Annotated in this window: 11 protein-coding genes; 6 read left to right on the top strand and 5 right to left on the bottom strand. The window is 72.6% G+C overall.

The features are described 5' to 3' along the window. Positions 1 to 143: 143 nt before the first annotated feature. Positions 144 to 1,022, bottom strand: a complete 879-nt coding sequence (locus IH80_RS0136970; RefSeq protein WP_030663275.1) for a LysR family transcriptional regulator — start codon at positions 1,020 to 1,022, stop codon at positions 144 to 146. A gap of 72 nt (positions 1,023 to 1,094) precedes the next feature. On the opposite strand from IH80_RS0136970, the gene IH80_RS0136965 reads away from it, so the two are divergent. The 4 genes from IH80_RS0136965 to IH80_RS46640 all read left to right on the top strand — a co-directional run bounded on the left by IH80_RS0136965 (position 1,095) and on the right by IH80_RS46640 (position 5,261). Next, the gene (locus IH80_RS0136965) at positions 1,095 to 1,790 is read left to right on the top strand and encodes a succinate dehydrogenase (RefSeq protein WP_030966254.1); all 696 of its coding nucleotides are present in this window, start codon (positions 1,095 to 1,097) and stop codon (positions 1,788 to 1,790) included. 2 nt (positions 1,791 to 1,792) lie between these two features. Then, positions 1,793 to 3,742 (top strand): fumarate reductase/succinate dehydrogenase flavoprotein subunit, encoded by a 1,950-nt coding sequence (locus tag IH80_RS0136960; RefSeq protein ID WP_030966253.1) that lies wholly within the window; start codon positions 1,793 to 1,795, stop codon positions 3,740 to 3,742. After that, the gene (locus IH80_RS0136955; protein ID WP_030966252.1) at positions 3,739 to 4,485 is read left to right on the top strand and encodes a succinate dehydrogenase/fumarate reductase iron-sulfur subunit; all 747 of its coding nucleotides are present in this window, start codon (positions 3,739 to 3,741) and stop codon (positions 4,483 to 4,485) included. Before IH80_RS0136960 ends, IH80_RS0136955 begins: the two co-directional genes overlap by 4 nt. Positions 4,486 to 4,610: 125 nt before the next feature. Further along, the gene (locus IH80_RS46640) at positions 4,611 to 5,261 is read left to right on the top strand and encodes a hypothetical protein (protein WP_234432515.1); all 651 of its coding nucleotides are present in this window, start codon (positions 4,611 to 4,613) and stop codon (positions 5,259 to 5,261) included. Between the two features lie 3 nt (positions 5,262 to 5,264). On the opposite strand, the gene IH80_RS44400 is transcribed toward IH80_RS46640, so the two are convergent. Genes IH80_RS44400 through IH80_RS0136935 form a run of 3 tightly spaced genes read right to left on the bottom strand, consistent with a single transcriptional unit; the run spans position 5,265 to position 9,116 of the window. After that, complete coding sequence (locus tag IH80_RS44400; protein ID WP_158943831.1) at positions 5,265 to 5,642, bottom strand: hypothetical protein; 378 nt, start codon at positions 5,640 to 5,642, stop codon at positions 5,265 to 5,267. A gap of 9 nt (positions 5,643 to 5,651) precedes the next feature. Further along, on the bottom strand, positions 5,652 to 8,069 hold the full coding sequence (locus tag IH80_RS0136940) for an excinuclease ABC subunit UvrA (protein WP_051810332.1): 2,418 nt from the start codon (positions 8,067 to 8,069) through the stop codon (positions 5,652 to 5,654). Positions 8,070 to 8,123: 54 nt separating this feature from the next. After that, positions 8,124 to 9,116: an MsnO8 family LLM class oxidoreductase gene (locus IH80_RS0136935; RefSeq protein ID WP_030966246.1), complete on the bottom strand. Its 993-nt coding sequence runs from the start codon at positions 9,114 to 9,116 to the stop codon at positions 8,124 to 8,126. Between the two features lie 95 nt (positions 9,117 to 9,211). Here IH80_RS0136935 and IH80_RS0136930 point away from each other — a divergent pair, with 95 nt between their 5' ends. Next, positions 9,212 to 9,709: a nucleotidase gene (locus tag IH80_RS0136930; protein WP_030966245.1), complete on the top strand. Its 498-nt coding sequence runs from the start codon at positions 9,212 to 9,214 to the stop codon at positions 9,707 to 9,709. Between the two features lie 61 nt (positions 9,710 to 9,770). On the opposite strand, the gene IH80_RS0136925 is transcribed toward IH80_RS0136930, so the two are convergent. Beyond that, positions 9,771 to 9,986, bottom strand: coding sequence for a dodecin (locus tag IH80_RS0136925; protein ID WP_030966244.1), 216 nt, complete (start codon positions 9,984 to 9,986; stop codon positions 9,771 to 9,773). A gap of 163 nt (positions 9,987 to 10,149) precedes the next feature. Here IH80_RS0136925 and IH80_RS0136920 point away from each other — a divergent pair, with 163 nt between their 5' ends. Further along, entirely contained in the window at positions 10,150 to 11,412 is a 1,263-nt protein-coding gene (locus tag IH80_RS0136920; RefSeq protein WP_030966242.1) for an extracellular solute-binding protein, read from the top strand. Positions 11,413 to 11,637: the final 225 nt, after the last annotated feature.

Genomic DNA, 11,637 nt, shown 5'->3' with positions numbered 1-11,637 from the left:
AGAAGACGGCATACGAGATTGCCTCTTGTCTCGTGGGCTCGGAGATGTGTATAAGAGACAGGGCCCGGAGCGTCACCCACCCCAGCCCGGGGCCCCATCCACCCATGCCTGAGGCCCCCGGGGTGCGCGGCCCCGGGGCCTGGTCAGGCCATCAGCATCCGCTGCAGCTCGCGCGCCGCGCGCGGCGGAGCCACGTCGGTGCGGTGGGCCAGCGCGATCGTCCTGCGCAGGGGCGAGCCGGCCAGCGGTGTCGTCCGCAGGCCCGGGCCCGCGCCCGCCACCACCATCGCCGGGACCACCGCGACGCCCAGCCCCGCCCGCGCGAAGCCGAGCACCGCGTCCATCTCCCCGCCCTCCACGGTGAAGGCCGGTTCGAAGCCCTCGGCCCGGCAGGCGGCCACGGTCAGCTCCCGCAGGTCGTAGCCGTGCCGGAACATCACCATCGGCTCGTCGCGCAGGGCCGCGATGGTCAGTTCCCGGCCCCCGCCGGGCGCCGGGAGTTTCGTCGAGGACACCACCACCAGGTCCTCCGTCAGCAACTCCACCGTCGTCAGGGCCGGCGCCGAGGGCGGCAGCGGCAGGGCGATCAGCGCCAGGTCCAGCGCCCCGCGCGCCAGCTCCCGTACGAGGTCGAGCGAACCGCTCTCCTCGATCAGCAGCTCGATCCCCGGATGCGCCGTGTGGAAGGCGCGCAGCACCCCCGGCAGCAGACCGGTGCACACGCTCGGGGTCGCCCCCAGCCGGATCCGACCGCGCCGCAACTGCGCCAGTTCCTGCACCTCCAGCCGCGCCGTGTCCGCGTCCGCCAGGATCCTCCGGGCCAGCGGCAGCAGCGCCTCACCCGCGTCCGTCAAGGTGATGTTGCCCCGGGCGCGGCTGAAGAGCTCGGCCCCCAGCTCCCGCTCCAGCGCCTTGATCTGCTGGGAGAGCGACGGCTGGGCCACGTGCACCCGCTCCGCGGCCCGGGTGAAGTGCCGGGTCTCGGCGACGGCGACGAAGTAGAGGAGCTGCTGGAACTGCATAGGGCATGTCTATCAAGATGACCGACATCATGTCTTGGACCTTTCAGGTCCTCCGTCCCTACCGTCGATGGCATGGCTCTGGCAACGCGCACCCGGACGAGCGCCCCCTCGTTCTGGGGCTCCACCATCGGAAAGAAGACCGCCATGGCGGTCTCCGGGCTGATCATGCTCGGATACCTCGTCGTGCACATGCTCGGCAACCTCAAGATCTTCTTCGGGGCGGACGAGTTCAACGGCTACGCCCACTGGCTGCGCACCCTCGGCTCGCCCTTCCTCCACTACGAGTGGGCCCTCTGGCTCGTCCGCGTGGTCCTCCTCGCCGCCGTCGCCGCCCACGCCGTGTCCGCCTACCAGCTCAGCCGGCTCGACATCAAGGCCCGCCCGGTCAAGTACGTCCACAAGCGCCGCCGTGCGAGCTACGCCACCCGCACCATGCGCTGGGGCGGCATCATCCTCGGCCTGTTCATCGTCTGGCACCTGCTCGACCTGACCACGCTCACCGTCAACGAGCGTGCCTGGGCCGGCCACCCCTACGAGAACGTCCTCGCCACCTTCTCCACCTGGTACGGGAACACCGTCTACATCGTGGCGATGGCCGCACTCGGCCTGCACGTCCGGCACGGCTTCTGGAGCGCGGCCCAGACCCTCGGCGCGGGCAGCGCCCGTCGCGAGCGGACCCTGAAGGCCCTCGCGAACGGCCTGGCCGTCGTCCTCTTCGCGGGCTTCGTGTCCGTCCCCGTCGCCGTCATGACCGGAATGGTGAACTGACCGTGAGCAGCTACGCGCACCACACCACCGGCGAGCCCATCGCCGACACCAAGGCCCCCGAGGGCCCCATCGCGGACCGCTGGGACCGGCGCCGCTTCGAGGCGAAGCTCGTCAACCCCGCCAACCGCCGCAAGCACACCGTCATCGTCGTCGGTACCGGCCTCGCGGGCGGATCGGCCGGCGCGACCCTCGCCGAGCAGGGCTACCACGTCGTTCAGTTCTGCTTCTCCGACTCCCCGCGCCGGGCCCACTCCATCGCCGCGCAGGGCGGCATCAACGCCGCCAAGAACTACCGCAACGACGGCGACTCGGTGCACCGCCTCTTCTACGACACCGTCAAGGGCGGCGACTTCCGCGCCCGCGAGTCCAACGTCCACCGCCTCGCCCAGATCTCCGTCGAGATCATCGACCAGTGCGTGGCCCAGGGCGTCCCCTTCGCCCGCGAGTACGGCGGCCTCCTCGACACCCGTTCCTTCGGCGGCGTCCAGGTCTCCCGCACCTTCTACGCCCGCGGCCAGACCGGGCAGCAGCTCCTCCTCGGCGCCTACCAGGCCCTCTCCCGGCAGATCGCCGCGGGCAACGTCGAGATGCACGCCCGTACCGAGATGCTCGACCTGATCGTGGTCGACGGCGTCGCCCGCGGCATCGTCGCCCGCGACCTGATCACCGGCGAGCTCTCCACCCACTACGCCGACGCCGTCGTCCTGGCGAGCGGCGGCTACGGCAACGTCTTCTACCTCTCCACCAACGCCATGAACTCCAACGCGACCGCCGTCTGGCGGGCGCACCGGCGCGGCGCCTACTTCGCCAACCCCTGCTTCACCCAGATCCACCCCACCTGCATCCCGCGCACCGGCGAGCACCAGTCCAAGCTCACCCTGATGAGCGAGTCCCTGCGCAACGACGGCCGCATCTGGGTCCCCAGGGCCAAGGGCGACACCCGCCCCGCCGCCGACATCCCCGAGGCGGAGCGCGACTACTACCTGGAGCGGATCTACCCCTCCTTCGGCAACCTCGTGCCCCGCGACATCGCCTCCCGCGCCGCCAAGAACGTCTGCGACGAGGGCCGCGGCGTCGGCCCCGGCGGGCAGGGCGTCTACCTCGACTTCGCCGACGCCATCCGCCGCATGGGCCGTGACAAGGTCGCCGAGAAGTACGGCAACCTCTTCGAAATGTACGAGCGGATCACCGCGGAGAACCCGTACGAGGTCCCCATGCGGATCTACCCCGCCGTGCACTACACGATGGGCGGGCTCTGGGTCGACTACGACCTCCAGACCACCGTGCCCGGCCTGTTCGCGATCGGCGAGGCCAACTTCTCCGACCACGGTGCCAACCGCCTCGGCGCCTCCGCCCTCATGCAGGGCCTCGCCGACGGCTACTTCGTGCTCCCCTCCACCATCAACGACTACCTGGCCCGCCACCCGCACCGCGACACCGTCGACGACACCCACCCCGAGGCGGAGGCCGTCGTACGCGAGACCCGCGAGCGGCTGGAGAGGCTGCTCGCCGTCGACGGCGACCGCACCCCCGACTCCTTCCACCGCGAGATCGGCGAACTCATGTGGGAGTACTGCGGGATGGCCCGCAGCGAGCAGGGCCTGCGCAAGGCGCTGGACCGCATCCCGCAGATCCGCGACGAGTTCTGGCGCCGCATCAAGGTCCCCGGCACCGGCGACGAGTTCAACCAGTCGCTGGAGAAGGCCAACCGCATCGTCGACTACCTCGAACTCGCCGAACTGATGTGTCTCGACGCGCTCCACCGCGCCGAGTCCTGCGGCGGTCACTTCCGCGAGGAGTCCCAGACCCCGGACGGCGAGGCCGCCCGCCAGGACGAGGCCTTCGCCTACGCCGCGGCCTGGGAGTTCACCGCCACCGGCACCGCCCCCGTCCTGCACAAGGAAGACCTCGTCTTCGAGTACGTCCACCCCACCCAGCGGAGCTACGCATGAAGCTCACCCTGCGCGTCTGGCGCCAGCGCGGCGCCGACGCCCCCGGCCACATGGCCTCGTACGAGGTCGACGGGATCTCCGAGGACATGTCCTTCCTGGAGATGCTCGACACCCTCAACGAGGACCTCATCCTGCGCGGCGAGGACCCGGTCGCCTTCGACCACGACTGCCGCGAGGGCATCTGCGGCGCCTGCAGCCTCGTCATCAACGGCGACGCCCACGGCCCCGAGCGCACCACCACCTGCCAGCTCCACATGCGGACCTTCGACGACGGCGACACCATCGACGTCGAGCCCTGGCGGGCCGCGGCCTTCCCCGTCGTCAAGGACCTGGTCGTCGACCGGGGCGCCTTCGACCGGATCATCCAGGCCGGCGGCTACATCACCGCACCCACCGGTTCGGCCCCCGAGGCGCACGCCACCGCCGTACCCAAGGCCGACGCCGACTTCGCCTTCGAGCACGCCGAGTGCATCGGCTGCGGCGCCTGCGTGGCCGCCTGCCCCAACGGCTCGGCGATGCTCTTCACCTCCGCCAAGGTCAACCACCTCAATGTCCTCCCGCAGGGCTCGCCCGAGCGTGAGACCCGCGTGCTCGACATGGTGGCCCGCATGGACGAGGAGGGCTTCGGCGGCTGCACCCTGACCGGCGAATGCGCCACGGCCTGCCCGAAGGGCATCCCGCTGCCGTCGATCGCCGCGATGAACAAGGAATGGCTGCGGGCGGTCCGCAAGGGCCCCCGCTGACCTGCCCGCCGCAAGCCCGGCGCAGGGGGCCCGCCGGCCCGGGGCCCTGCGCCGATCGGCTGACCGGCCCGGGCACCGCCGTGCCGCGCCCCGGCGGCGCCCGGGCCATGGGCGACAGTGACCCCATGCCAGCACTCCCCGCCGGGACCGGACCACGCCGCAGAGCCGTACTGGCCGCCGCCCTCGCGCCCCTGGCCGCAGCGGGCTGCTCCGGCGGGGAAGCGCCCCGCCCGCCGGCGCCCGGGCAGCAGCCCGCCGCCGAGGACGCCCTGGTCATGGTGATCCGGCACGCGGAGAAGCCGTACGCCGGGGACACCGGCTGGGACGAGGACGGCGAGGACGACCCCGGCTCGCTGGCCGGGCGCGGCTGGCGCCGGGCCGAGGAGCTCCCGAGGCTCTTCCCGCCGGCGAAACGGTCCTCCCTGCCCCGTCCCGCCGCGGTCTTCGCCGCCGGCGGCAAGGCCCCCGCTCCCGCCCGCTGCCGCCAGACCGTGACGGCCCTGGCCACCGCCCTGCGCACCCCGGTCCGCGCCGAGTTCGCCGTCGGCGCCGAAGCGGCCCTCGCCCACGCCCTGCTGGCCGGGCCCATGCCCGTGCTCGTCTGCTGGGAGCACACCGGGATCCCCCGCCTGGTGCGCGCCCTCGGCGCCGACCGGGTCCTCGGCCTCCCCGCGGCCTGGCCGGACCGCTACGACCTGGTATGGCAGTTCACGCGCCGCGGCGGGCAGTGGAGCTTCCGCGAACTGCCCCAGCAGCTCCTGTCCGGCGACGCCTGAGCCTCACGGGTACCGGTACAGCTCGTTCCCGGCGGCATCCAGGATCAGGACCAGGTCCCCGTACGGCCAGACCACGAGCATGTCCGCGAGGTACTGCAGCTCGAACGGCTCGTCGGGAACGCTGGGGCCCGCCCAGGGCCGCTCCGCGCCCGCCTCGCCCACGGTCACGACCGTGACGCTCGCCCCCGGCTCCAGCCACTCGCTCCAGCAGTACGGTTCGATGAAGAGCTCCAGCGGGCGCAGGCCCTCGTTCCTGATCGGCAGCCTGGCCACCGGTGCGGCCGGGTCCCACGGCTCCGGCGGCAGGGCTCCCGCGTCCTCCACCGGCACGGCGCCCGGCGCAGCGTCCGCCTCAGGGGTCCCCAGTCGCCTCCAGAACACGCACGCACCCTACCCGGCCGCTTCGGGGCCGTTCGCGAGAGCCCGGGCCAGATACGGCGCCGTACGGCTGCCCGGCGACCCGGCCACCTCCTCGGGCGTGCCCGCGGCCACGATCCGGCCGCCGTCCGCGCCGCCGCCCGGCCCCAGGTCGATCACCCAGTCCGCGCCCGCCACCACGTCCATGTCGTGCTCGACGACCACCACCGAGTGCCCGGCGTCCACCAGCCCGTGCAACTGCCGCAGCAGCACCCGCACATCGGCCGGGTGCAGACCCGTCGTCGGCTCGTCCAGCAGGTACAGCGTGTGGTCCCGGCGCAGCCGCTGCAGCTCCGTCGCCAGCTTGATCCGCTGCGCCTCCCCGCCCGACAGCTCGGTGGCCGGCTGCCCCAGCCGCAGGTAGCCCAGCCCGATCTCCTCCAGCGCCCGCAGACTGCGCGCCGCCGCCGGGACGTCCGCGAAGAACCGGGCCGCGGACTCCACGGTCAGCGCCAGCACCTCCGCGATGTCCAGGCCCCGGTACCGGGCCTCCAGCGTCTCGGCGTTGTACCGCGCGCCGCCGCAGTCCGGGCACGGCGCGTACGTACTGGGCAGGAACAGCAGCTCCACCGAGACGAAGCCCTCGCCCTGGCACGTCTCACAGCGGCCGCCCGCCACGTTGAAGGAGAACCGGCCCGCCTTCCAGCCGCGCGCCCTCGCCTCCGGCGCCTCCGTGAAGAGCCTGCGGACCACGTCGAACAGTCCCGTGTACGTCGCCAGGTTGGACCGGGGCGTCCGGCCGATCGGCTTCTGGTCCACCTCCACGAGCCGCCGTACGGGGAATCCCGGGTCGGCGATCCGCTCGTCCACCTCCCGGGCGAGCACCTGACCGACCAGCGTGGACTTCCCCGACCCGGACACCCCGGTCACCGCGGTGAACACCCCCAGCGGGAACCGCGCGTCGAGATCCCGCAGGTTGTGCCGGTCCACCCCGCTCAGGTGCACCTCCCCGGCCGGTGCGCGCACCGTCCGGGCGGGCCCCGCCGGCCCCCGTGCAGCGAACAAGTGCCGGGCCGTCGCCGAGTCCGCGACCCCGGCCAGGGCCGCGGGCGGCCCGCTGTGCAGCACCTGCCCGCCGCGCTCGCCGGCCAGCGGGCCCACGTCCACCAGCCAGTCCGCGTGCCGCACCACGTCCAGATGGTGCTCGACGACGAAGACGGTGTTCCCGGCCTCCTTCAGCCGGTCCAGCACGCCCAGCAGCGCCTCGGTGTCGGCCGGATGCAGCCCCGCCGACGGCTCGTCCAGCACGTACACCACCCCGAACAGCCCCGACCGCAGCTGCGTCGCCAGCCGCAGCCGCTGCAGCTCGCCCGTGGACAGGGTCGGCGCCGTCCGGTCCAGGCTCAGGTAGCCCAGTCCCAGCTCCGTGACGGGCGCGATCCGCGCACGCAGGTCGTCGGCGAGGACCCGTGCCGCCTCACCGTCCGGGGGACTGGCGGCGAGCAGGGCGTCCAGCTCCGTCAGCGGCAGCGCCGCGAGCTCCGCGACGGTCCGCCCCGCGAAGGTGACGGCGAGGGCCTCGGGACGCAGCCGGCGCCCCTCGCACACCGGGCACGGCGAATCGGCGAGGAACTTCTCGGCGCGCGCCCGCAGGGTGGCGCTCTTGCTGTCGGAGAAGGTTTTCATCACGTAGCGGTGGGCGCTCATGTACGTGCCCTGGTAGGGGCGTTGGATCCGGTCCGCGTCGCGTACCGGGTGCACGGTCACGACCGGCTGTTCCTCGGTGAACAGGATCCACTCACGGTCCTTGGCGGGCAGCTCCCCCCACGGCCGGTCCACGTCGTGGCCGAGCGCCTCCAGGACGTCCCGCAGGTTCTTGCCCTGCCAGGCGCCCGGCCAGGCCGCGATCGCGCCCTCGCGGATCGACAGACCGGGGTCGGGGACCAGGAGTTCCTCGCTGGTGCGGTGGATGCGCCCGAGCCCGTGACAGGAAGGGCACGCGCCCGCGGCCGTGTTGGGGGAGAAGGCGTCCGAGTCCAGCCGCGGCGCGCCCGGCGGATACGTGCCGGCCCGTGAGAACAGCATCCGCAGGGAGTTGGACAGCAGGGTCACCGTGCCGACGGAGGAGCGCGAGCCGGGGGAGGAGCGGCGCTGCTCCAGCGAGACCGCCGGCGGCAGACCGGTGACGGAATCCACCTTCGGTGCGCCGACCTGGTGGATCAGACGGCGCGCGTACGGGGCCACCGACTCGAAGTAGCGGCGCTGGGCCTCGGCGTACAGCGTGCCGAAGGCGAGCGAGCTCTTCCCGGAACCGGACACTCCGGTGAACACGGTGAGCGCGTCGCGCGGGATGTCCACGTCGACACCGCGCAGGTTGTGCTCGCGGGCGCCTCGCACCCGTACGTAGGGGTCGTGGCCGTGGTCGGTCCGGGGTTCGGTGGACTGGTGCATTCGTCCCACTTTACGGCCCGTCGTGGGCGCTCCCGGTGGCCCCCGGGGCACTCCTCACGGCCGCAGGCCCGTGATCCGGGCCAGCCGGGCGTAGGAGTCCAGCAGGGCGGCGCGGTCGTACGTCGAGGTGGTGACCAGCAGCTCGTCCGCGCCGGTCTGCTCCGCGACCCGGAACAGTTCCGCGGCCACTTGCTCCTCCGTCCCGTGGATGTGCCCCGTGAGGGCGCCCTCGTACAGGTCCCGCTCCTTCGGGCTCATCTCCAGCGCCTCGACCTCCTCGGCCGTGCGGAGCGGCGGGAAGTTGCCCCGGGTGCGGGAGTACGCGAGGGACCAGGCCTCCGGGAGAAGGATGCGCCGGGCTTCCTCGGCGGTGGCCGCGACGGCCACCGTCCCCGAGACCACGACGTACGGATCCGTGCCCGCGGCGGAGGGCCGGAACTCCTCGCGGTACCTCTCCACGATTCCGATGACGCGGTCGCGGCTGCGCAGGTCGCCCACCACCAGCGGCAGTCCCGCCCGGGCGGCGATTGCGGCGCCCTCGCCGGTGGCCAGCACGTACGCCGGTATCCGCAGGCCTTCGGCGGGGCGGGCGTGCACCTCGGGATGCGCCTGCTGGGTGCCGTCGAGCCAGCCGAGGAGTTCGGTCAGCTGTTCCTCGAAGCGGTCGGCGTCCCCGGTGTCCCGGCCGAGCGCCCGGCGGATGCCGTTCGTGAAGCCGACCGAGCGGCCGAGCCCCATGTCGATCCGGCCGGGGAAGAGCGATTCCAGCACCCCGAACTGCTCCGCGACCACCAGGGGCTGGTGGTTGGGCAGCATCACCCCGCCCGTGCCGACCCGGATCCGGTCGGTCGCTCCGGCCACGGCCGCGGCCAGTACGGCCGGGGCCGAGCCCGCGACGCCGGGCACGCTGTGGTGCTCGGAGACCCAGAAGCGGTGGTAGCCGAGCTCCTCGGCCGTGCGGGCGAGCGCCACGGTGTCGCGCAGGGCCTGCGGGGCCGGCTGGCCCTGGCGGGTGCGCGACCGGTCGAGGATCGAGAGTGTTCGGATCCGGAGTCAACGCCCGGCGGCCCCGGGGATTCCCGCAAGGGCTCGGCCGCCCCCGCGTCCGGGCCGGTGTCGGTGCCCGGTCATAGGCTGGCCGGATGAGTGAGAAGCGCACCTCGCGGCCGCCGCTGGCCGTCTTCGACATCGACAACACCCTGTCCGACACGGCCCACCGCCAGCACTTCCTGGAGCGCCGCCCGAGGGACTGGGCGGGCTTCTTCGGCGCGGCGCCGGCCGACCCGCCGCTCGCCCGCGGGATCGCCCTGGCGGTGGAGAGCTCGGCCGACTGCGAGGTGGTGTATCTGACCGGGCGGCCCGAGCGGTGCCGGGCGGACACGGTGGAGTGGCTCACCCGGCACGGCCTGCCCGAGGGGCGGTTGTGGATGCGCGGCAACCAGGACCGCAGGCCGGCCCGGACGACCAAGCTGGAGGTGCTGGGCCGGATCGCCCGGGGCCGGGAGGTGCGCATGCTCGTGGACGACGACGAGCTGGTCTGCCAGGCCGCGCGGGCGGCCGGGTTCCGGGTCGTCCTCGCCGACTGGGCGGCGGACGCGCCCGAGCTCACGTCCGGCCAGGAGGTCGAGGGCCGCACCTGAGCGGCTTCGTGGCCCGGGCCCGAGTGGGCCCGGTGCCGGTCCGGCCCTGAGGGGGCCGGTGTCAGTCCTCGCCCTCCAGCCGGAAGCCGACCTTCAGTCCCACCTGGTAGTGGGCGATCTCCCCGTTCTCGAGGTGGCCGCGGATCTGGACCACCTCGAACCAGTCCAGGTTGCGTACGGTCTGGCCCGCCCGGGCGATCCCGTTGCGGATGGCCTGATCGATGCCCTCATGGGAGGTGCCGACGATCTCGGTCACCCGGTAGGTGTGGTTGGACATGGGGTCTCCCGACAGTGGGTCGCTTTTGCCTGGTTCTACGGTGCCCCAGTAAGTCCTGCTCCGCGAACTTTGTGCCAACAATTCCGAGCGAAAGACCCTTGACCGGCCTATTGGTCTATGCCAATTTCGAGCCATCTGAGACCGAGCCCCAGAAGGTGACCTCTTGAAGATGCGCTTCCTCGCCGCGTGTACGGCGCTCGCGGCCGCGACCGCCCTGACGGGCTGCAGCCAGTCGGCCGATCAGGCCGCGGGGCGGCAGAAGGTGACGCTGTGGCTGATGAAGGGCAGCGCCTCCGAGGACTTCATCGGCAGGTTCACCGCGTCGTTCGAGCAGGAGCACCCCGACCTCGACCTGGACGTCAGGATCCAGGAGTGGACGGGCATCGGCGACAAGGTCAACGCCGTCCTGGACGGCACGAGCAAGGAGCCCGCCGACGTCATCGAGGTCGGGAACACCCAGGTCGCGCAGTACATCGAGACCGGAGGCCTCTCCGAACTCACGCTCGAAGGGCTGCGCGAGTGGGGCAGCAAGGACTGGCTCAAGGGCCTCGCCGAGCCGGGCAGCGTCAACGGCGCCCAGTACGGCGTCCCCTGGTACGCCGCCAACCGCGTGGTCGTCTACAACAAGGACCTCTTCGCGAACGCCGGGATAAAGACCCCGCCCAGGAACCGCCAGGAGTGGATCCAGGCCACCCAGAAGCTCGACAAGGGCGAGCAGCAGGGCATCTACCTCGCCGGACAGAACTGGTACGTCCTCGCCGGCTTCGTCTGGGACGAGGGCGGGGAGCTCGCCGTCGAGACGGGCGGCAAGTGGGTCGGCACCCTCGACGACGAGAAGGCCCTGGCCGGCATGGAGTTCTACAAGCAGCTCCAGGCCCTCGGTGACGGTCCCAAGGCCGCCGACGAGGAGACGCCCCCGCAGTCACAGGTCTTCGCCCGCGGCCAGGTCGCCCAGATCATCGCCCCGCCCGGCCAGGCCGCCGAGATCGAGGCGGCCAACCCCGCGCTGAAGGGCAGACTCGGCTTCTTCCCCATCCCCGGCAAGACCTCCGACAGGGTCGGCTCCGTCTTCACCGGCGGCTCCGACCTGATCATCCCTGAGCGGACCGGGCACCGGAAGGGCGCGGTGTCCGTGATCACGGCCCTGGTCAGCGAGAAGTGGCAGACCGAACTCGCCCGCACCATGAGCTACGTACCCAACAAGAGCACCCTCGCGCACCTGGTCGAGGGCAACGAGGGCGCCGCCGCCATGGCCCCCGGCGCCGCCCAGGGCCGGGCCACCCCCGCCTCCGCCCGCTGGGCCGAGGTCGAGGCGAAGAACCCGATCAAGCCCTTCATGACGGCCGTGCTCACCGGACAGGACCCCAAGCAGGCCGCGCGGGCGGCCTCCGAGGAGATCGGGCGGGTGCTCAGCTCCGACCGCTGACACCGCCGCCGGTCCGAGCGGGGGACGGGGGGACCGGCGAGTTCGCCGTCCGCACACCCGAGGGCCGCAGAGCGGTCATGTCGAATCCAGCCGGTCACGGAAGAAGTAGAGGAGCCAGGCCACCACCTGCCGGCCTGGCCCTCCGTGCCCGGTTCAGGAGCCGCCATGACCATCGCACCCCTGTCCCCGTCCCTCTCCACGGCCCCCACCTCCCCCCTCCTCGCC

Source organism: Streptomyces sp. NRRL S-378 (genome assembly GCF_000720645.1).
Lineage (GTDB): Bacteria > Actinomycetota > Actinomycetes > Streptomycetales > Streptomycetaceae > Streptomyces.
This window is presented reverse-complemented; position numbering and strand designations above follow the sequence as displayed.